General features: G+C 45.4%; 17 protein-coding genes. 9 read left to right on the top strand and 8 right to left on the bottom strand.

What is annotated here, in order from left to right:
* Nucleotides 1-27: 27 nt before the first annotated feature.
* On the bottom strand, nucleotides 28-2,457 hold the full coding sequence (gene hrpB / locus HGT73_RS02330; protein ID WP_244968406.1) for an ATP-dependent helicase HrpB: 2,430 nt from the start codon (nucleotides 2,455-2,457) through the stop codon (nucleotides 28-30).
* Nucleotides 2,458-2,550: 93 nt separating this feature from the next.
* On the opposite strand from hrpB, the gene thpR reads away from it, so the two are divergent.
* The 8 genes from thpR (at nucleotide 2,551) to panC (ending at nucleotide 9,154) form a co-directional block, all read left to right on the top strand.
* Nucleotides 2,551-3,105, top strand: coding sequence for an RNA 2',3'-cyclic phosphodiesterase (thpR, locus tag HGT73_RS02325; protein ID WP_241608612.1), 555 nt, complete (start codon nucleotides 2,551-2,553; stop codon nucleotides 3,103-3,105).
* Nucleotides 3,105-3,809 (top strand): DNA/RNA nuclease SfsA, encoded by a 705-nt coding sequence (sfsA, locus tag HGT73_RS02320; protein WP_214212033.1) that lies wholly within the window; start codon nucleotides 3,105-3,107, stop codon nucleotides 3,807-3,809. The genes thpR and sfsA overlap by 1 nt, the downstream gene beginning before the upstream one ends.
* 182 nt (nucleotides 3,810-3,991) lie before the next feature.
* Complete coding sequence (dksA, locus tag HGT73_RS02315) at nucleotides 3,992-4,447, top strand: RNA polymerase-binding protein DksA (protein WP_214212032.1); 456 nt, start codon at nucleotides 3,992-3,994, stop codon at nucleotides 4,445-4,447.
* Nucleotides 4,448-4,525: 78 nt separating this feature from the next.
* Nucleotides 4,526-5,425 (top strand): tRNA glutamyl-Q(34) synthetase GluQRS, encoded by a 900-nt coding sequence (gluQRS, locus tag HGT73_RS02310; protein ID WP_214212031.1) that lies wholly within the window; start codon nucleotides 4,526-4,528, stop codon nucleotides 5,423-5,425.
* Between the two features lie 70 nt (nucleotides 5,426-5,495).
* Nucleotides 5,496-6,908 carry a polynucleotide adenylyltransferase PcnB gene (gene pcnB, locus HGT73_RS02305; protein ID WP_214212100.1) on the top strand — a complete coding sequence of 471 codons (1,413 nt, stop codon included), beginning with the start codon at nucleotides 5,496-5,498 and terminating at the stop codon, nucleotides 6,906-6,908.
* Between the two features lie 3 nt (nucleotides 6,909-6,911).
* On the top strand, nucleotides 6,912-7,394 hold the full coding sequence (folK, locus tag HGT73_RS02300) for a 2-amino-4-hydroxy-6-hydroxymethyldihydropteridine diphosphokinase (RefSeq protein ID WP_214212030.1): 483 nt from the start codon (nucleotides 6,912-6,914) through the stop codon (nucleotides 7,392-7,394).
* Nucleotides 7,395-7,489: 95 nt separating this feature from the next.
* A complete protein-coding gene (gene panB / locus HGT73_RS02295; RefSeq protein ID WP_214212029.1) occupies nucleotides 7,490-8,287 on the top strand; it encodes a 3-methyl-2-oxobutanoate hydroxymethyltransferase in 798 nt (265 codons plus the stop codon).
* Between the two features lie 12 nt (nucleotides 8,288-8,299).
* The gene (panC, locus tag HGT73_RS02290) at nucleotides 8,300-9,154 is read left to right on the top strand and encodes a pantoate--beta-alanine ligase (RefSeq protein WP_214212028.1); all 855 of its coding nucleotides are present in this window, start codon (nucleotides 8,300-8,302) and stop codon (nucleotides 9,152-9,154) included.
* A 41-nt stretch (nucleotides 9,155-9,195) separates the two neighbouring features.
* Here panC and HGT73_RS02285 read toward each other — a convergent pair whose 3' ends face one another.
* From HGT73_RS02285 to cueO, 4 genes are all read right to left on the bottom strand, one after another.
* Nucleotides 9,196-9,966 (bottom strand): ABC transporter permease, encoded by a 771-nt coding sequence (locus tag HGT73_RS02285; RefSeq protein ID WP_214212027.1) that lies wholly within the window; start codon nucleotides 9,964-9,966, stop codon nucleotides 9,196-9,198.
* On the bottom strand, nucleotides 9,966-10,889 hold the full coding sequence (locus HGT73_RS02280; RefSeq protein WP_214212026.1) for an ABC transporter ATP-binding protein: 924 nt from the start codon (nucleotides 10,887-10,889) through the stop codon (nucleotides 9,966-9,968). Before HGT73_RS02280 ends, HGT73_RS02285 begins: the two co-directional genes overlap by 1 nt.
* Nucleotides 10,890-11,433: 544 nt before the next feature.
* The gene (gene hpt, locus HGT73_RS02275) at nucleotides 11,434-11,964 is read right to left on the bottom strand and encodes a hypoxanthine phosphoribosyltransferase (RefSeq protein ID WP_214212025.1); all 531 of its coding nucleotides are present in this window, start codon (nucleotides 11,962-11,964) and stop codon (nucleotides 11,434-11,436) included.
* A 156-nt stretch (nucleotides 11,965-12,120) separates the two neighbouring features.
* The gene (gene cueO, locus HGT73_RS02270; RefSeq protein WP_214212024.1) at nucleotides 12,121-13,725 is read right to left on the bottom strand and encodes a multicopper oxidase CueO; all 1,605 of its coding nucleotides are present in this window, start codon (nucleotides 13,723-13,725) and stop codon (nucleotides 12,121-12,123) included.
* A 140-nt stretch (nucleotides 13,726-13,865) separates the two neighbouring features.
* Here cueO and HGT73_RS02265 point away from each other — a divergent pair, with 140 nt between their 5' ends.
* The gene (locus HGT73_RS02265) at nucleotides 13,866-14,210 is read left to right on the top strand and encodes a YacC family pilotin-like protein (RefSeq protein WP_214212023.1); all 345 of its coding nucleotides are present in this window, start codon (nucleotides 13,866-13,868) and stop codon (nucleotides 14,208-14,210) included.
* A 9-nt stretch (nucleotides 14,211-14,219) separates the two neighbouring features.
* Here HGT73_RS02265 and HGT73_RS02260 read toward each other — a convergent pair whose 3' ends face one another.
* The 3 genes from HGT73_RS02260 to lpdA form a co-directional block, all read right to left on the bottom strand.
* Nucleotides 14,220-14,579 carry a YacL family protein gene (locus HGT73_RS02260; protein WP_214212022.1) on the bottom strand — a complete coding sequence of 120 codons (360 nt, stop codon included), beginning with the start codon at nucleotides 14,577-14,579 and terminating at the stop codon, nucleotides 14,220-14,222.
* 122 nt (nucleotides 14,580-14,701) lie between these two features.
* Entirely contained in the window at nucleotides 14,702-17,299 is a 2,598-nt protein-coding gene (gene acnB, locus HGT73_RS02255) for a bifunctional aconitate hydratase 2/2-methylisocitrate dehydratase (protein WP_214212021.1), read from the bottom strand.
* 470 nt (nucleotides 17,300-17,769) lie between these two features.
* Nucleotides 17,770-19,194, bottom strand: a complete 1,425-nt coding sequence (lpdA, locus tag HGT73_RS02250; RefSeq protein ID WP_214212099.1) for a dihydrolipoyl dehydrogenase — start codon at nucleotides 19,192-19,194, stop codon at nucleotides 17,770-17,772.
* Nucleotides 19,195-19,259 lie beyond the last annotated feature (65 nt).

Below are 19,259 nucleotides of genomic sequence, written 5' to 3'. Positions count from 1 at the left end.
AAGATTCGTTACTAAATTTCAACGTCTCTATTTTCGTGTTTTTATCGTTGGTAAGGTATTAGCCGGATCATCTGGCCAAAGATGTTTAGGATAGCGCCCTTTCATCTCTTTTTGAACTTCACGCCAGCTCCCTTGCCAGAAACCCGCTAAATCTTGAGTAATTTGTATAGGTCTCTGTGCCGGCGATAATAACTCTATCACCAGAGCCACTCGACCCCGTGCTAAAGTTAATTCCTGCGACTGACCGTACATTTCTTGTACTTTGATCGATAACAGGGGCGCTCGGGGAGAAGTATAGTCGATGGCCACATAACGTCCTGTAGGGACACGGATTTTCGTCGGGATTTCCGTCTCAAGGCATTGCCATTGTTCCCATGTGAGCTGCGCTTTTAACGCTTCATAAAGATTGATACGTGAAAAATCGCCCGTTGGGGGGAGCTTTTCTAATTCTGGAGTTAACCACAGAGCCAAGGTTTCTTGTAAATCCGTATCAGCCATTGATGGCCAGGCTATTTCAGGCAGCCATCGCTGGGCGAAACGTAAGCGTTCCCGTAATTCGATGGCTGGTTTGTCCCAAGGTAATGCAGTAAGCCCTTTATCTTTCACCCACGTCAAATAAGCCGCAATCAACTGCCGTGAATCAGGCTTCTCTGCACGACGTGAGCTAATAATAATTTCGCCGATAACTTCATGTTGCCAGAACGTAAAGCGAGCGAGCCGCTCATCCCATTCCAATCCATGGCGAAAAGTGATCAGCTCGGGAGCGTCACAACGAATCTGATCAAGAGTAACCGGCATCGCAAGCTGAATACTCGCATCGTGTCGATCCGTCGCTAATTGTAACTGTAGAGCGATAAGCCATGTATAACCTGCAAGTGGATGTTCATATGCTAAGGTCGCACCACGTCCGTTCGCCAGTTGAAAGCGGTGACTCGTACCACGACGGTAAGCCATTTGATCAGCAAAAGCACTCAATAATAAGGGAATAACGCTGTCCGGCTTAACAGAAGTAAAGGTTTGGCCTAGTCGTTGTGTCATTTGCCGAGCGCGTTTATTCCATAATGAACTAGGGGCAGCAAGACTATCACGTAAATCCCCCTCACCACGCCGTTCCGGCTGTTCAATAATCGCAGTGAGTAACGCTGCGGTGGAGAGACTTCCTTCAAGACCTTCGGCTGCCACTAGCATCGCGGCGAGACGTGGAGCTACCCCGAGATTTGCCATTCGCCGTCCCTTCGCCGTAAGTTTACCGGATAGGTCAACGGCACCTAGTTGGTATAATTGTCCTTGAGCGTGGCGAAGGGCCGCCTGTGGAGGGAGATCAATCCATTGTAAACTCGCGACATCTTGGCATCCCCATGCCAATACATTGAGCAACATTCCAGTAAGTTCAGTACGTAAAATCTCAGGAACTGCTTGCTCTGCTAACCGTTCGGCCTGTTCACGCGTGACCAAATGCCAGCATTTTCCAGACATTATGCGTCCCGCACGTCCGGCACGTTGTGTCATTGAAGCTTGGCTAATGAATTGCGTTTTTAAGCGATGACAGCCTGCTCGTAAGTCAAAAAGCGAAACTCGTTCTAACACTGAATCGATAATTAAACGGATCCCCTCAATGGTTAAACTGGTTTCAGCGATATTGGTAGCGAATACCACTTTTCGCTGTCCGGCCATTGAGACGCTAAGCGCCTGCTGCTGTTCGTCAATCGAGAGAGCACCATACAAAGGGGTTAATGCGATACCTGCTGGGCAATGTGCTGCCACCTCATTGATAACTTGGTGGATCTCACGCTCTCCCGGTAGAAAGACCAGCATATCGCCTTCTTCATTTTTCAGTACTTCAATAATTTTACTGGCGAGAGTTGTCGAAAACGGCCGTTGAGAAGACAGTGCCTGATAAAAACGCTCAACCGGAAAATATCTTCCCGCAGAATAAATGGTGGGTGCATCGGGTAAGCACTCAGCTAAGCGGCGATTATCCAATGTTGCTGACATAATCAGTAGCTTAAGGTCATCGCGTAAACCATTTTGAATATCAAGCAAAAATGCTAAGGCTAAATCAGCCTGCAAACTCCGCTCGTGAAATTCGTCGATAATAACGAGCGACACGCCTTCTAACATTGGATCTTGCTGAAGCCGTCGAGTTAATATTCCTTCAGTGACAACCTCTAATCGCGTCTCTTTCCCCACGCATTGCTCGGCTCGCATTCGATAACCTACCGTAACGCCCGGTACTTCACCTAAGCATTGTGCAAGACGATACGCCACATTTTTCGCCGCGACTCGCCTAGGCTCAAGCATAATAATTTTTCCGGTAAGAGGAAGATGCTGGAGTAATTGAATGGGTAGCCACGTCGATTTACCCGCACCAGGGGGCGCTTGCAAGATAACTTGTGGAGAGTGAATGAGAGAATGTAGCAACTCATCAAGAACATCATGGATAGGAAGGAGGCTCAATATTCGCTCCATATAAAATTATGATACTATAACGATAATACCATCAATTCGTTTCGCGTTCTTATTTTCCCCTTGAGCACGATGAGGAACTCTGTGCCTTCTCCGAGAAAAACTGCCAACTGCCACTATTTTTTTGCCTTAACCCTGCCTAACACAGTGGCTGAACAGATCGTCAATTGGCGGTCAACGGCACTGCCGGCTGATGAAGGTAGACCGGTTGCCAAAGAACATCTTTATATGGTGTTAGCTTGGATGACGCAGCCCAGTATGACACAGCTCGCGCAACTACACTCGCTGACGGAATCACTGCGCCCGCCTGCATTTTCTTTTACACTTAATGATGCCGGGTATTGGTCTCGGTCTGGACAGGTTTGGGTAGGTTGTCGGCCAGCCCCCCGTGGTTTATTACAATTGGCCGAATTATTACGATCAAGGGTAGCGAGAGTTGGCTGCCCACAACCTTCTCAACCTTTCCACCCACATATCACGCTTTTACGACAGGCTAACCCATCACTGACACTCGCCAAACCGGATTTCTCTTGGCCAGTTCATTGCCGACAGTTTTCGTTGCTAAGCAGCCGTTACCACCAAGGCCGAGTTATCCTCAATACCGAGCATGATTACCCACTTTTCGGGAATAATAATTAATGGAATTTATCCCCCCACTCCAGCCGGCTCAATTAATTAAACGTTATAAACGTTTCTTAGCAGACGTTCGTCTCCCTAATGGGGAGATAACCACCCTTCATTGTGCCAATACTGGGGCAATGACTGGATGTGCCACCCCTGGTGATACCGTATGGTACTCGTTCTCTTCCTCAAAAACGCGTAAGTATCCTTGTAGCTGGGAGCTAACGCAAACGGCCAACGATCATTGGATAGGTGTCAACACACTTCGCGCGAATCAGCTGGTTGAAGAACTTATTGAGCATCGGAAAATTCCGTCACTGAGCCACTTTACACATTGGCAACGAGAAGTCCGGTTTGGTGATGAAAAAAGCAGAATTGATTTCGTGCTATCAAATAAAGACGGGGAGCAATGTTATCTTGAAGTGAAATCGGTGACGTTATTAGAGAATTCTTCAGGTTACTTTCCCGATACCATCACACTACGCGGGCAAAAACATTTACGGGAATTGATGTCTATCGTCAAACAAGGAAAACGTGCAGTATTATTTTTTGCCGTTTTGCATACCGGTATTACTCAAGTTAGGGCAGCACAACACCTTGATCCGGCTTATGCTCATCTTTTGTATGAGGCCATTGAGCTTGGCGTAGAAGTTATCGCTTATCGCGCACAAGTCACTCATCAACAGTTAACATTAGTGGATCCGATACCATTTACTAAATAACGTGTGAAATGTTTTCTTTAAGGACTTTTCTCTCTTTTATTATAAACATATTATCAAGAACACAAAACTCATCGTTATCAGTAATTGCCAACCCCTAGAGATTCTGATATTTATAGCGCCCTGTTTTTTTTCCCCTTAAGGGAATCAGGAATCGATAGTGCGTGTTATCCAGGAGAAGCACCATGCAAGAAGGGCAAAAACGTAAAACATCGTCTCTGAGTATCCTCGCCATCGCTGGGGTGGCGCCGTATCAGGAGAAACCGGGCGAAGAGTATATGAACGAAGCCCAGCTGGAACACTTCAAGAAAATTCTTGTTGCTTGGCGTAATCAACTCAGGGATGAAGTAGACCGTACAGTCAGTCATATGCAAGACGAAGCGGCTAACTTTCCTGACCCGGCAGATCGCGCAACACAGGAAGAAGAGTTCAGTCTGGAACTGCGTAATCGAGATCGTGAACGCAAGTTAATTAAGAAAATAGAAAAAACGCTGAAAAAAGTCGAAGATGACGACTTCGGTTTTTGTGACGCTTGTGGTGTAGAAATCGGTATTCGCCGTTTAGAAGCCCGTCCTACCGCCGATATGTGTATCGATTGTAAGACGTTAGCAGAAATTCGTGAAAAACAGATGGCTGGTTAATCTTCCATCTGACCAAGGATATACCTTATTGCACGGCCGCACTGCATTTTTGCAAGTGGCTGTGCCATGACTCCCATTATGACCCATAAATCTCCCATTACTGGCCGCTTCGCGCCATCACCTTCTGGTGACCTTCACTTCGGTTCATTAATGACCGCACTCGGAAGCTATCTTGACGCTCGTTCACAGCAAGGCCGCTGGTTTGTTCGTATTGAGGATATTGATCCTCCTAGAGAAATCAAGGGCGCGTCTAAGCGGATATTGGAACAACTCGAAGTCTATGGATTAGAATGGGATGGTTCGGTCAGTTGGCAATCGCAACATCATGCTCGTTATCGAGAAATATTGCAGTGGTTTATCTCCCACCATCATAGCTACTATTGCACTTGTACGAGAAAATCAATTCAACAATCCGGAGGTTACTATCTAGGGAGCTGTCGCGATCAACAGCATAATAGCCATGGAGCCGCCCTACGATTCTATCAACGATCTCCCGTGATGCATTTTCACGATATGTTACGCGGCACCGTGAACTGCGATCTTCGACTAGCACAAGAAGATTTTATTATTCATCGTCGTGATGGCTTATTTGCCTATAACCTAGCCGTAACGATAGACGACCACGATCAGGGGATCACTCAAGTAGTGCGTGGTGCAGATTTAATTGAGCCAACAGTTCGTCAAATCGCGCTTTATCGACAGCTTAGCTGGCCAATTCCTGATTATCTACATCTGCCCCTCGCTCTCGATCAGGCTGGTAATAAACTCTCCAAGCAAAACCGTGCACCCGCCCTACCAGTCACATCACCGCAACGCATCCTCATTCTTGCGTTATCTGCATTAGGACAAACCGTCAACGATGAGTGGCAGGATTTCAGCGTAGAACAACTCATTCATCAGGCTATAGAACAGTGGGACAGAACAAAAATCCCAATTAATAACACTTTCGTTACTACAGATGTGTTATCAACATTCTAAAATGCTCCACAACAGGCTATGATGAGTGATTAATTTAGAACAGTGTTTACTTTTATTGTTGAGGTGTACTATTTTTACCCGAGTCGCTAAATTTTGCAGAAAAATCCTCACGCGTGACGAGGAGAACACCTCTGCAGAAGACGTCCCTTCGCCGATAACGATCATTCCACGCGATCAACATACCATCTCTCGTCGAGATATCAGTGATAATGCACTGAAAGTGATGCATCGTCTAAATAAGTCAGGTTTCGAGGCTTATTTAGTGGGCGGTGGTGTTCGCGATCTATTACTGGGTAACAAACCGAAAGATTTCGATATTACGACCAATGCGACCCCCGAACAGATGCGAAAATTATTTCGTAACTGTCGGTTAGTCGGCCGCCGTTTTCGTCTTGCCCACGTCATGTTTGGTCCAGAAGTGATTGAGGTCGCCACCTTTCGTGGCCACCATGAACAGGAAGAGGCTGTCGACCGTAATACATCGCAGCAAGGGCAAAATGGAATGCTCTTACGTGATAATATTTTTGGAAGTATTGAAGACGATGCCCAGCGTCGTGATCTGACCATCAACAGCCTCTATTACAGTGCGGCTGATTTTACCGTACGCGACTACGTCAATGGGTTAAGAGACCTAGAACAAGGAATTATTCGTCTTATTGGTCATCCTGAAACACGGTATCGCGAAGACCCAGTACGGATGCTACGAGTTATCCGCTTTAGCGCCAAATTAGGTATGCAAATCGCTCCAGAAACTGCTGCACCGATACCTGAATTAGCGGGACTTTTACAGAATATTCCACCAGCTCGACTCTTTGAAGAGACATTGAAGCTCTTACAATCAGGATACGGTGAACAGACCTATCCGCTATTGCGTAAGTATCATTTATTTGAACCGTTATTTCCTTTAATTCACCATTGCTTCACCGAAAGTGGCGACAGCCCAATGGAACGAATTTTAGTGCAAGTACTAAAGAATACCGACCATCGACTGCACAATGATCAGCGTGTTAATCCGGCATTTCTCTTTTCGGTGATGTATTGGTATCCATTACAGGAAAAAGCACAACAAATTGCCCAAGAAAGTGGCCTACCCTTTTTTGAAGCCTTTGCTTTAGCAATGAACGACACCTTAGATGAAGCCTGTCGGGCGATTGCTATTCCAAAACGCTTCACCACTATGATTCGTGATATTTGGACACTACAGTTACGAATCTCACGGCGACATGGAAAACGTGCTTGGAAATTGATGGAACTTCCGAAATTTAGAGCCGCCTACGACCTTCTCGTCCTTCGTGCAAGCGTGGAATCTTCAGTCGAACTACAACGTTTAAGCGATTGGTGGACGGAATTCCAAGCCAAGAGTGCAAATGATCAGGCCGCAATGTTACAAGATTTAGGCAGTGACCCGGCGCAACGTCGACGCTACAACCGTCCGCGTAAACGTACAACTAAAAGCCATGCTCCACGCCGTAACGAGAGCTAGACAATGGTTAGGGTTTATATTGCACTAGGTAGTAACTTACGTGACCCATTAGAGCAATGTCGGAGGGCGATAGACGCCCTTGCGGCGTTGCCGATGTCAACACTTGTCGCCACGTCGTCTTTCTACCGAACCCCGCCTTACGGCCCGCAAGATCAGCCGGATTTTCTTAATGCAGTGGTCGTACTTGATACCGCATTATCTCCCTTAGCGTTGCTTGATCACACTCAACGTATTGAACAAGAGCAAGGCCGCGAACGTAAAGATGAGCGTTGGGGACCGCGCACACTTGATCTCGACTTGCTACTGTTCGGTGATCTGACGTTAAACACCGAGAGACTGATACTGCCGCACTACGATATGCACAATCGCGCTTTTATGCTGGTGCCGCTCGCAGAAGTTGCGAGTGGTGATCTCACCATTGGTGAGAATAAAACCGTCTCACATTACCTCGCTTCACTCGACACCTCTGCCATTACACTTTGGTAAGTCGCTAAGGATTTAGCAAAATTCGCGGAGGGATTCCCGAGTAGAAAGAGTTAATGTAAACTCCGCGTCATGCTGATCCTTGACAAGAGTGTAAAATGAAACCTATTACCCTGAAGAATTTACGTCAGTGGAAACTTGAAGGTAAAAAATTCGCCTCACTGACCGCTTATGATTATAGCTTTGCGCGCTTATTTGCAGAGCAGGGAATTCCGGTTTTACTCGTCGGAGACTCCTTAGGGATGACCATACAGGGCCACGATTCGACGGTTCCAGTTACCGTCGATGATATGGTTTATCACACTCGCCATGTTCGTCAGGGTGCCCCCAACGTCCTACTGCTCGCGGATCTCCCTTTTATGAGCTATGCCACGAAAGAACAAGCAGGCCATAATGCAGCACGCGTCATGCAAGCTGGGGCAAACATGGTTAAAATTGAAGGCGGAGCCTGGCTCGCTGATACCATTCGTTACCTTACTGAACGCGCCGTACCTGTTTGTGGACATCTTGGCTTAACCCCTCAATCAGTCAATATTTTCGGAGGTTATCAGGTTCAAGGTAAAACCGAAGAACACGCTGACCAACTATTAAGCGATGCTCTTACCCTAGAAGCTGCGGGCATGCAATTACTGGTTTTAGAATGTATCCCCCTCTCCTTGGCCAAACGTATTACCGAAGCGCTTTCTATTCCGGTTATAGGAATTGGTGCTGGTACCCAGACCGACGGACAAATATTGGTGATGCAAGATATGATAGGCATTACATCAGGATATGTGCCTAAGTTTGCAAAAAATTTCTTGACCGAAACGGGGTCAATTGCCGCTGCTGTTGAAGAGTACCAACGCCAAGTTCTTGCCGGCACCTTCCCAAGCCTAGAACATAGTTTTAAAGGATAAAGGGTCTCGCTCATGCAAACTTTTCACGATATCCCCGGACTACAACGCACTTTAGCAAACGCGCGTCGTCAAGGAAAAACCATCGCATTTGTACCAACAATGGGTAACCTTCATCAAGGTCATATTACCTTAGTCGAGAAGGCAAAGGAGCTTGCTGAAGTCGTTGTCGTGTCTATCTTTGTTAACCCGATGCAATTTGATCGGCCAGATGATTTGGCTCGTTATCCACGTACTCTGGAAAATGATCAACAGCTATTGGAAGGAAAAGCCGATTTTTTGTTTACTCCTAATGTGGGTACGCTCTACCCCGCTGGACTCGATGAACAGTCGTCAGTGTTTGTTCCAGGATTATCTGAACTGTTAGAAGGCGCAAGCCGGCCTGGTCACTTCAAAGGTGTCAGTACGGTAGTCAGTAAGCTCTTCAATATCGTTCAACCTGATATTGCCTGTTTTGGCGAAAAAGATTTTCAACAGCTCGCTATTATTCGTAAGATGGTGATCGACCTCAATTATCCGATTACTATCGTAGGCGTACCGACAGTTCGTGCAGAAGATGGCGTAGCCTTAAGTTCCCGTAACGGCTATCTAACTGAAGCCGAGCGGCTGCAAGCGGTTGAATTGAGTCAAACTATGCACTGGATGGCTGAGCATTTAAGCCAAGGTGAAAAAGAGCTTGCCACGCTAATTAGCCGCGCAGAAGAGCGCCTAAGATGTAGAGGTTGGCAGCCTGACGGTATTGCAATCTGCGATGCAGATACCTTAATGCCACTGACTGATAAGAGCCGCAAGGCCATTATCCTCATGGCCGCTTGGTTAGGTAAAGCCCGATTGATCGATAATCAACAAGTCATACTCCCCATAGCATGAGTGATCGGCCTCCTCACACTATGGGTACTTAGTGTGGGGGGCTAGCTACGCAATCCTTTCCCACGCTCAATCAATCCCCAGACAATGGCATAAAATACTGCCACAAAGATCACGAGTATCACTAAGGTTAACGCCACAGGAACGTCTTGAATACCGAGGAATCCATAACGAAACCCACTGATCATGTACACGATCGGGTTCAATTTTGAAACCCCTTGCCAGAAAGGAGGGAGCAGTGATAGTGAATAAAAAACGCCTCCTAAATAGGTTAACGGTGTCAGCACGAAAGTGGGGATTAAACTAATATCATCGAAACTGCGTGCAAAAACTGCATTTAATAATCCCGCTAAGGAAAATACGATAGCGGTCAGTAAGATGGTCAAGGCAACCATCGGCCAGTAAAAGACGTGAAAAGGCACAAATAAGAGCGATATAGCCGTGACTAACGCGCCAACACAGATACCACGAGCCACACCCCCCCCCACATAACCTGCGATAATCACATGCGTGGGTACCGGAGCAACGAGCAACTCTTCGATGTTATGCTGAAATTTAGCACTGAAAAATGAAGAGGCTACATTAGAATAAGAGTTGGTGATCACCGACATCATAATTAAGCCAGGTACAATAAACTGCATATATGTGAAGCCATGCATATCCCCAATACGAGACCCAATAAGATTACCAAAAATGATAAAATAGAGCGTCATGGTAATGACAGGTGGGACTAACGTTTGAATCCAGATACGGCCAAATCGATGGATTTCTTTCGCCCATAGCCGCTTAAGTGCGACCCAATATAAGTGTGCCATTAATTACTCTTCCCCGTATTGCTGACTAAATCAACAAACAATTCTTCCAGACGGTTTGCTTTATTACGCAGGCTCAACACTTGTATCTGCTGGGCTGATAGCTGGCTAAACACTTCGTTCATCCCCTGTTCACGCTGAACCTCAACCTCTAGGGTAGTTGCATCAATATTTTGATAACGAAATCCCTCTAAGGCTGCAACTGAGTTGTGGGGGGCTAAATCAAGTACAAAAGTTTCCGATTCCACTTTTGCCAGCAATGCTTTCATACTCGTATTCTCGACCAGCTCGCCACGCTGAATAATGCCAATGTTACGGCAAAGCATTTCGGCCTCTTCGAGATAGTGAGTAGTGAGAATAATAGTGGTACCCGACTCATTGAGCTGTTTCAAAAATCCCCACATAGAACGTCTTAGTTCAATATCGACGCCCGCGGTGGGTTCATCTAAGATCAAAAGTTTGGGTTCATGCATCAAAGCCCGCGCTATCATCAAACGTCGCTTCATCCCTCCGGAAAGCATACGTGATTTTTGATGGCGCTTTTCCCATAAGTCCAACTGACGCAGGTACTTTTCTGCGCGCACTAGGGCCAGTTTTTTTTCTACGCCATAATAACCGGCTTGATTGGTGACAACTTGAAGCACGGTTTCAAACGGGTTGAAATTAAACTCTTGTGGGACTAAACCAAGTTGTAGTTTTGCTCTCACTTTATCGCTATCGAGATCATAACCAAACACTTTGACGCTTCCAGAGGTTTTATTAACTAAGGAGCTAATAATACCGATCGTCGTTGATTTTCCTGCACCATTAGGACCTAGTAATGCATAAAAATCGCCTGCTTCAACGGTTAAGTCGATACCCTTCAATGCGTTAACTTGATTACCATAGGTTTTCGTTAGCCCGGAAATTTCCAGTGCAAAATTCATATCAACTCCATGCCTATTATGAATAATGGGTGTTCGCGCTATCCCCCTGTCTTGCACAAAGGGGAATTTGGTCGGCATAAGCCTGACTTGTTAAGGTTGAAAATACTTAGAGCCATGATGAATGACGACAAATAGCACTGCTCACACTATCGTTATTGCCGTCCTATACCTCATCACCCGCTAATGACTGGAGCAACCCGTTAGGTTATTCCCCCAATACCGCATAAAAGCATAATCATATTGATTGATATTCCGATACGGACAGAGAGGGGGCGGTGAACGATAAATCAGTCATCCTAGGCTTTCTCGCAATAATAAACGAAGTATGCAGTGCAAATGCGACATAACAACGCTGTGTAGGAAAGACTTCTACCGCTCGACTTAAAAACTATCAGCGTACGGTCGTCAAGATCACAATACCCCACAATAAATATAGTGTATTCCCTACTACATCAGAGTCTTACACATACAGAGCATATTTATTCGACCTCAATTATAGAACAGGCCAGCAATGCTGGCCTGAAACTTTGTGCGGTTCGCACTTTTATTCTGGTACAACCCGTCCAATGTAAGGAAGGTGACGATAGCGCTGAGCATAGTCAATACCATATCCAACGACAAACTCATCAGGGATAGAAAAGCCAACATATTCCACTTTAACTTCCACTTCTCTACGCTCAGGTTTATCCAGCAAAGTACAGATAGCCAGCGAAGCTGGATCACGTAGTTGTAAAATTTCGCGGACTTTACTCAGTGTATTTCCTGAATCGATAATATCTTCGACAATTAGAACATCCTTGCCACGAATATCTTCATCGAGATCTTTGAGAATTTTCACATCACGAGTCGATGACATGCCATTACCGTAACTTGAGGCAGTAATAAAATCGACTTCATGGGAGACATTTATCGCCCGGCAGAGATCGGCCATAAACATAAATGAACCGCGTAGTAAGCCGACTAATACCATATCTTTGCCACGATCTTGATAAGCATCGGTAATTTGTTGCCCTAATGCTGTAATACGGCTCTTTATTTCCTGTTCGGAAATCATCACTTCAACGGTATGTTTCATAATTTCTGTCTCACTGAGCACACTCAGTTTTTATTGTACGCTTAGCGGTAAAGGCTTTATAGGAATACACATTTTCCTGAGAATTTAACGCTAAAAATTAAAGGGTGGAGTATAACAGGGATTTTATTTGAGATAAAAACCCTGTTATTCCCTTAACTATACATTCTTGCCTACAGTGAAACTCATCATCATTCCTGTATCTTCATGCTCCAATAAATGGCAATGCGCCATATAAGGAGATTGACGATCTGCAGTATGCGGGAACAATACCATGACTTGGCTTACGCCACCTTCAACACGGACAGTATCTTTCCATCCTTGACGATGAGCTGGAACAGGCTGATCATTTTCGCTAAGAATACGGTATTGCGTACCATGAATGTGGAAAGGATGTAGCATCATGTCTCCTTCACCACTTATTTCCCAAATTTCGTGCTGCCCTTGTGAACTTTGCCAAGAAATATCATTGTTCTGGTAGGCCTTACCATTAATTTTATTACCTTGATGAAAATCGTAGTTATGATCGGCCATCTGGCCGCTAGCCATGCCTGGCATCGAAGCATGGCTATTCTGCATTGAGTCACTCATTTTATCCGGCATCGAAGACATCGAATGCATCGGCATGCCCGCCATTGCTTTTTGCCCATAACGCTGCATTAGCTGCTGCATTCCCATTGCATCAAGTTGTGCGTCCATCGACAAGCGAACACGACGTCGTATCAAGCCATCCGTGCTAGGTACAGAGGGAAGTGTTACCAATTTATCAGGGAGTTCTGCGCTACCCTCAATGCGCAGCGGTAAAATTTTTAACACCGGCAAAGGCTGGTCGAAAGGAGGGAGCGTCATGCCTATTTGGGTGACAGGCAAGGTAACAAGATCAAAAGGGGTCGTATCCGTAAGCTCAATCATCACTTCAAAACGCTCACCGGGTAATATCGGTAACTGCTCAACCTTGACGGGTTCAGCTAATAATCCCCCATCACTGGCGATGACATACATCGGTTTTCCGTGACTCAGTGCTAAATTCATAGAGCGAGCATTACAGCCATTTAATAGCCGTAAACGTACCCAACCACTAGGTAAACCAATTTGAGGGTACTGGCTGCCATTGGTTAACATCATGTCGCCAAACCATCCTACCGACGCATGCATAATATCCAGTTGATAATCAATATCCGTACCTTCAGCCGTCAATTTTTTATCTTGAAAAACTAAAGGGATATCATCAACCCCCCATTGTGATGGGATGCGGAGCGTCTTAATCGGCTCATCTTCTATAACTAGAAGTCCAGCTAACCCCTTAGCGACTTGAAAACCAGATGTCATATGAGGATGTGGGTGATACCAGCAGGTCGCGGCTGGCTGATCAGGCGTAAAAGCGACCTCACGATACGTTCCGGGTTTGATGACCTCTTGTGGGCCACCATCTACCTCCCCCCCAACCACTAATCCGTGCCAGTGAACAGTAGTCTCCACAGGGAGTTGATTATAAACACGTAAGGAAACCGGCTGGTGACGGCGCAGTTTTATCGTCGGCCCTAAATAAGCACCATTGTAGCCCCACGTCGAAACAGTTTTATTATTCCAGAGACTTTTCCCTGCCATCGCCGTGATATCAATACGTTGATGCAAATCGGGTTCAAGCAAAATAGGTGTAGTCAGTAGCGGGCGTTGTGATGCCATTGCCTCTCGACTCCAAGCTGGCAGAGCACCGGCGCCGATCAATAACGAGCTAAGTTTTAAAAAGTCTCGACGTTGCATGCGTATCCCCTCAAAATATCCAGTCATTAAACGTTACGCTATTCCCTTAAGGGAAGGTCAAGTCTCCCAACGTAAACATCTCGTCATTCTTCCCTATTTTGTGCTAACGTTTGGAGATATTTGTAGTGATGAGAATTCCCATGAAAATCTTAGCTAAGATTCTATTTTTTCCTCTATTTTTTTTGTTATCCAGTTATTGCTACGCTTTAGATGATTCACAAGCCGATGATATGGCGGATTTAACCGCGGTTTTCATCTATTTAAAAAATGACTGTGGCTATCATGATCTTCCCGATCCGCAAATACGTAATGCGCTTATCTATTTTGCACAACATAATGGCTGGAATTTAAGTAACTACAATAGTTTTAATATGCAACAACGTGGTGAAAGCAGTTATGAAGACTTACGTGGTATCCATATTAAGAATGAAGATAAGTGCCGTCTTCTCGCAGAAAAAACATTAGGCTTGTTAGCCTATGGTTGATCAGCAATATTACTGACCTATAAATTGGCGGTAGGCAGAAACTAAGGCAAAGAAATCCTCAAATCCACAAAATGCGAGGGATTCTTGATCGTAGTAACTCATTCCTTCATCCAGCTCATCGATGCTGATTGCGAGCAAATTAGCTTGAATCATGACTTCATCGTCATGAAGGGCTATCGTATATTCGCGCCCAATATGCTGCCATTGATTCTCGGTCCCTTTTATTGACTCAGCAGCGAGTATAACCTCGTCTAACAAGGTAGGCGTTGCTTTAACTTCTTCATTGAACCATTGACCGATGACCTCGTGATCCATCGAAACTTGGACACGAATAGTTCCATCAATATCCTTTACAAACTGGTAATCCACACTATCCCCTTTTGGACGTAGACGTATTTTATGGTGTAGTGGCCATATTATGCAGTGGCTAAATATAAAAAGGGGAGCCAGTGGCTCCCCTCTACAAATATTATTTCACAAGCTAGCGACGATTACACCGCTGTTTGGAAAATAACTTCATCCGCTTTTGAGGTATATTGATTAAGCTGATCAAAATTCAGATAACGATAGGTATCTTCAGCGCTCTTATCCACTTCGTTCATATAAGCCTGATACTCATCAGCTGTTGGTAATTTTCCTAATAGTGCGGAAACAGCTGCCAGCTCAGCAGAGGCCAAGAACACATTAGCCCCTTGGCCAAGACGATTCGGGAAGTTACGCGTTGATGTCGATACCACCGTAGCTCCCTCAGCAACACGCGCTTGGTTACCCATACACAGTGAACAACCCGGTATTTCAACACGCGCTCCGCTCTTACCAAAGATGCTGTAATAGCCTTCTTCGGTCAGTTGAGCAGCATCCATTTTCGTCGGTGGCGCAACCCATAAGCGTGTTGGCAGTTGCCCCTTGTATTTATCAAGTAGTTTACCTGCCGCACGGAAATGGCCGATATTAGTCATGCACGAGCCGATGAAAACTTCATCGATTTTCTCGCCCTGTACATCAGAGAGAGTACGCGCATCATCAGGATCATTTGGCGCACAGAGGATAGGCTCTTTAATTTCGGAAAGGTCAATCTCGATTACTGCAGCGTACTCAGCATCGGCATCACCCTCAAGCAACTGTGGATCAGCGAGCCACTTTTCCATACCTTGAATGCGACGTTCGATCGTCCGACGATCGCCATAGCCTTCCGCGATCATCCACTTCAATAGAACGATATTCGAGTTAAGGTATTCAATAATAGGAGCTTGATCTAACTTAATAGTACATCCTGCTGCCGAGCGTTCTGCTGAAGCATCAGAAAGCTCAAACGCTTGTTCAACTTTAAGGTCAGGAAGGCCTTCAATCTCCAAAATACGCCCCGAAAAGACGTTCTTTTTACCCTTTTTCTCTACGGTTAATAAACCTTGTTTAATTGCATAAAGAGGAATTGCATGAACGAGATCACGCAAGGTAATACCCGGTTGACGTTCACCTTTAAAGCGAACTAATACCGATTCTGGCATATCTAATGGCATAACGCCCGTGGCAGCGGCAAAGGCAACGAGTCCTGAACCGGCTGGGAACGAGATACCAATTGGGAAACGTGTATGGGAATCTCCCCCTGTTCCTACCGTGTCAGGGAGTAACATACGGTTTAACCAGCTATGAATAATACCATCTCCCGGACGGAGCGAAACGCCACCGCGGTTCATAATAAAATCCGGTAATGTATGATGGGTTTGAACATCGACGGGTTTAGGATAAGCCGCTGTATGGCAAAACGATTGCATGACTAAATCTGCTGAAAATCCTAGACAAGCAAGATCTTTTAATTCATCGCGCGTCATTGGACCTGTCGTATCTTGTGAACCCACAGAAGTCATTTTAGGTTCACAATATTCACCAGGACGGATCCCTTCTACCCCACACGCTCTTCCAACCATTTTCTGCGCTAAAGAGTAACCGCGGGTACTTTTTTCCACAGGCTTAGCAATTCGGAAAGCATCACTCGCCGGTAATGCTAACGATTCGCGAGCTTTTGTCGTCAATCCACGACCAATAATTAACGGAATACGGCCACCCGCGCGAACTTCGTCCAACAACACTTCGGTCTTTAATTCAAAGCGAACAAGGACTTCATCGCTGTCATGCCGGCGAATTTCACCCTTATAAGGGTAGATATCGATGATATCTCCCATATTAAGATCGCTGACATCAACTTCAATCGGTAATGCCCCGGCGTCTTCCATCGTATTGAAAAATATTGGCGCAATTTTACTTCCTAGAACAACGCCGCCGCCCTTTTTATTTGGAACATATGGGATATCGTCACCCATAAACCATAATACAGAGTTAGTGGCGGATTTACGCGACGATCCTGTACCAACAACATCCCCCACATAAGCCAATGGGTAACCTTGAGTCGCTAGTTGTTCAATTTGCTTGATCGGGCCGACGTTCCCAGGCTCGTCTGGAACAATGCCTTCGCGTTCATTTTTTAACATGGCTAAAGCATGTAATGGAATATCAGGACGAGACCATGCGTCTGGTGCAGGGGATAAATCATCAGTGTTCGTTTCGCCTGTTACTTTAAATACTATAACAGTGATTTTTTCAGCTAATTCAGGGCGAGCGTTAAACCACTCAGCCTCGGCCCACGACTTGAGAATTTGCTGTGCATGGGGATTGCCCGCTTTCGCTTTTTCCTCAACGTCATAGAAATTATCGAACATTAAAAGAGTATGGGATAGGGCTTTTGCCGCTAAAGGGGCGAGAGAATCATCTTCTAATAGCTCGATCAAGGGATGGATATTGTACCCACCTTGCATCGTTCCTAACAGTTCAGTGGCTTTCTCACGAGAAACTAATGGAGATGTTGTTTCACCTTTCGTAATCGCGGCTAAAAAACCGGCTTTTACGTAAGCGGCTTCATCAACGCCAGGTGGAACTCGATTTACTAATAAGTCGATCAGAAACTCTTCTTCACCCTGCGGTGGATTTTTAAGTAGTTCCACTAGGGCAGCCATTTGGGTAGCATCTAAAGGTTTAGGCACGATCCCTTGGGTAGCACGTTCAGCAACGTGCTTACGGTATTCTTCTAGCACGACGTTCTCCTCGCTCACATTGTTATAGCTTTACGACCATCTTCTACCGATAAATTATCATCATTTTATGGATTTTTGATGGGTAGTTTAGCCTATTGAGAATAGCAGTATTTTTAACCTTTGTTAATCCGTTTACAAAAACACAACATAATTACTACCTCATTGAAAGCATAATCATTATAAAAGTCATCATTTTTTATGAGGTATTAGAGAATCATGCTGTACCCAGCATAAAATAATCCAATGAATAGAGGTCTCTTTACCTTAACTGGTTATATAGCCACTTAAAGAAAATCCACACAAACGCTAAACACACTGGCTTCTCATTTAAAAATTTATCATTTACTAAACGCCTAATTTCTAAAGCTGTCGAGCTTTTTTCTTTAAAAATGCTTAACATTTCGCGAATTGTAAAAATAAAAAAGCCGCAATAGAATCATTGCGGCTCTTAGTAACAAAACAAGCAAGAATTATCTCTTTTTCGCTTTAGGATTTGGCAGGTCGGTAATACTACCTTCAAACACTTCAGCGGCTAACCCAATAGACTCGTGCAAGGTTGGGTGAGCGTGAATGGTTAATGCGATATCTTCCGCATCGCAACCCATTTCGATTGCTAAGCCAATTTCGCCCAATAATTCTCCACCATTAGTTCCGACAATCGCTCCACCAATAACACGATGTGTTTCTTTATCGAAAATTAACTTTGTCATGCCATCAGCACAGTCGGAAGCAATGGCACGGCCTGACGCTGCCCACGGGAATGTAGCCGTTTCGTAGCTAATCCCCTGCTCTTTAGCTTCTTTCTCAGTCAGACCGACCCAAGCAACTTCTGGCTCAGTGTAAGCGATCGATGGAATAACCTTCGGATCAAAGTAGTGTTTCTTACCGGCGATCACTTCCGCGGCAACATGACCTTCGTGGACACCTTTGTGGGCCAACATCGGTTGCCCTACAATGTCACCGATAGCATAGATATGCGGTACGTTAGTACGCAGTTGCTTATCGACACGAATAAAGCCACGCTCATCGACATTAACTCCCGCTTTCTCAGCATCAAGGCCTTTACCGTTCGGTACACGACCAATCGCAACAAGTACTGCATCATAACGCTGTGGCTCGGAAGGCGCTTTTTTACCTTCCATTGTGACGTAAATACCGTCTTCTTTAGCTTCGACAGCAGTCACTTTCGTTTCAAGCATGAGGTTAAATTGCTTACTAATACGCTTAGTAAAGACTTTAACAACGTCTTTATCTGCGGCAGGAATAACCTGATCAAACATCTCTACCACATCGATCGATGATCCCAATGCGTGATAGACAGTAGCCATCTCTAGGCCGATAATGCCTCCGCCCATCACCAGTAAACGCTCAGGGACAGTCGTCAGCGCAAGCGCATCAGTTGAGTTCCATACGCGTGGGTCATCATGCGGAATAAACGGCAGCGTGATAGGACGTGAACCCGCCGCGATAATAGCGTTGTCAAAGTTGATAGTGGTCGTACCGCTTTCACCCTCTACAGACAAGGTGTTCGCCCCAGTGAATTTGCCCACTCCATTAACTACTGTGACTTTACGGCCTTTTGCCATACCCGCGAGGCCGCCGGTAAGTTGACCAATAACTTTGTCTTTCCAAGAACGTACTTTATCGATATCGGTTTCAGGTTTACCAAAGACAATTCCGTGAGCTTCTAAGGCTTTCGCTTCTTCAATCACTTTCGCGACATGTAATAACGCTTTAGATGGAATACACCCGACATTCAAACAGACTCCACCAAGAGTGCTGTAACGCTCAACCAAAACGGTTTCTAAGCCTAAATCGGCGCAGCGAAATGCTGCAGAATAACCTGCAGGACCGGCTCCAAGTACTACAACTTGGGCTTTAATCTCTGTACTCATCATGACCTCTTATTCGATTCTCCGGGCGTGATAGTGCAATTACCGTTCATGCCCATACTGTCCCG

The organism is Rosenbergiella australiborealis (assembly GCF_018494035.1).
GTDB lineage: Bacteria > Pseudomonadota > Gammaproteobacteria > Enterobacterales > Enterobacteriaceae > Rosenbergiella > Rosenbergiella australiborealis.
The sequence above is the reverse complement of the archived record's forward strand: the minus strand, read 5'-3'. Positions and strand labels throughout refer to the sequence as shown.

What these genes read in the sequence shown, in the direction of transcription:
- sfsA (WP_214212033.1), top strand. Translation starts at nt 3,105, where the DNA reads ATGGAATTTATCCCCCCACTCCAGCCGGCTCAATTAATTAAACGTTAT.
- dksA (WP_214212032.1), top strand. Translation starts at nt 3,992, where the DNA reads ATGCAAGAAGGGCAAAAACGTAAAACATCGTCTCTGAGTATCCTCGCC.
- gluQRS (WP_214212031.1), top strand. Translation starts at nt 4,526, where the DNA reads ATGACCCATAAATCTCCCATTACTGGCCGCTTCGCGCCATCACCTTCT.
- folK (WP_214212030.1), top strand. Translation starts at nt 6,912, where the DNA reads ATGGTTAGGGTTTATATTGCACTAGGTAGTAACTTACGTGACCCATTA.
- panB (WP_214212029.1), top strand. Translation starts at nt 7,490, where the DNA reads ATGAAACCTATTACCCTGAAGAATTTACGTCAGTGGAAACTTGAAGGT.
- panC (WP_214212028.1), top strand. Translation starts at nt 8,300, where the DNA reads ATGCAAACTTTTCACGATATCCCCGGACTACAACGCACTTTAGCAAAC.
- HGT73_RS02285 (WP_214212027.1), bottom strand. Translation starts at nt 9,966, where the DNA reads ATGGCACACTTATATTGGGTCGCACTTAAGCGGCTATGGGCGAAAGAA.
- HGT73_RS02280 (WP_214212026.1), bottom strand. Translation starts at nt 10,889, where the DNA reads ATGAATTTTGCACTGGAAATTTCCGGGCTAACGAAAACCTATGGTAAT.
- hpt (WP_214212025.1), bottom strand. Translation starts at nt 11,964, where the DNA reads ATGAAACATACCGTTGAAGTGATGATTTCCGAACAGGAAATAAAGAGC.
- cueO (WP_214212024.1), bottom strand. Translation starts at nt 13,725, where the DNA reads ATGCAACGTCGAGACTTTTTAAAACTTAGCTCGTTATTGATCGGCGCC.
- HGT73_RS02265 (WP_214212023.1), top strand. Translation starts at nt 13,866, where the DNA reads ATGAAAATCTTAGCTAAGATTCTATTTTTTCCTCTATTTTTTTTGTTA.
- lpdA (WP_214212099.1), bottom strand. Translation starts at nt 19,194, where the DNA reads ATGAGTACAGAGATTAAAGCCCAAGTTGTAGTACTTGGAGCCGGTCCT.